Source organism: Streptomyces sp. W16, from assembly GCF_033194735.1.
Lineage (GTDB): Bacteria > Actinomycetota > Actinomycetes > Streptomycetales > Streptomycetaceae > Streptomyces.
Map to the genome: position 1 here is coordinate 1 of NZ_JAWOAI010001164.1, position 916 is coordinate 916.

The 916-nt window shown below is 75.1% G+C and carries 2 pseudogenes; both read left to right on the forward strand.

The features are described 5' to 3' along the window. Positions 1–149: pseudogene (locus tag R6V09_RS53960) on the forward strand (septum site-determining protein Ssd); the annotation flags it as partial. 398 nt (positions 150–547) lie between these two features. Next, positions 548–916: pseudogene (locus tag R6V09_RS54845) on the forward strand (TadA family conjugal transfer-associated ATPase); the annotation flags it as partial.

Sequence of the window (916 nt, forward strand, 5' to 3'; positions counted from 1 at the left end):
GACTGCCACTGGCGGGCGAAGTGCCGCTCGAATCGGGCCTGTTGCGACCACATGAGGGCAAGGCGCCGCCGGGGGCCGGGCGGGGGCCGCTGGCGCGGTTCTGCCGGGAGTTCTGGGAGCGGGCGCTGGTCGAGGCGGGTGGCGTATGAGGCGGCCGGTGAGGAGCGCGGGGAATTCCGGGCGGGACGGGGCGTCCTTCCGGAGTGGGTCGGCGGGGGCTCTGGGGAGCGGGGTGCCTGGGTCTGCGGGGACGGGCGGTTCGGTGGGGGCGTTGAGGGGCGCGTCCTTCGGGGACGGAGGTCTGGCAGGTGCGTTGAGCGGTGCGTCCGTTGGGGACGGAGGTCTGGCAAGTGGGTTGAGGGGCGCGTCCGTTGGGGGCGGCGGTTCGGCGAGTGCGCGGAGGGGCGCGTCTCTTGAGGACGGAGGTTCGGCAACTGTCCCGGCGAGTGGGGCGGTCGGGTTGGAACATGTGGGCGCTTCGGGGCGGTGGGATCCGGGTGGGGCCGGGAAGAGCGGAGCCGTCGGGATTGAGCGGGGGCGCGATTCGGTGGGGGCTCCGAGGAGGTGGGCTTCGGGTGAGGCCGGGGCGGGCGGCGGGTCGGGGATGCCTGCCGGGTTGCTCGACGGTGTGCGGCGGTGGCTGGCCGAGAGCGGGGGTGAGCCGACGCCCGCGCGGGTGGCGCAAGCGTTGCGGGAGCAGGGGCGGGTGCTGGGAGACGCCGAAGTGCTGGGCGCGGCCGAGCAGTTGCGGTCCGAACTGGTGGGCAGCGGCCCGCTGGAGTCCCTGCTCACCGACCCTTCGGTCACCGACGTCCTCGTGTCGGCCCCGGACCGGGTGTGGGTCGACCGGGGCGGCGGCCTGGAACTGACCGCCGTCACCTTCCCGGACGCGGCGGCCGTACGACGCCTCGCGCAG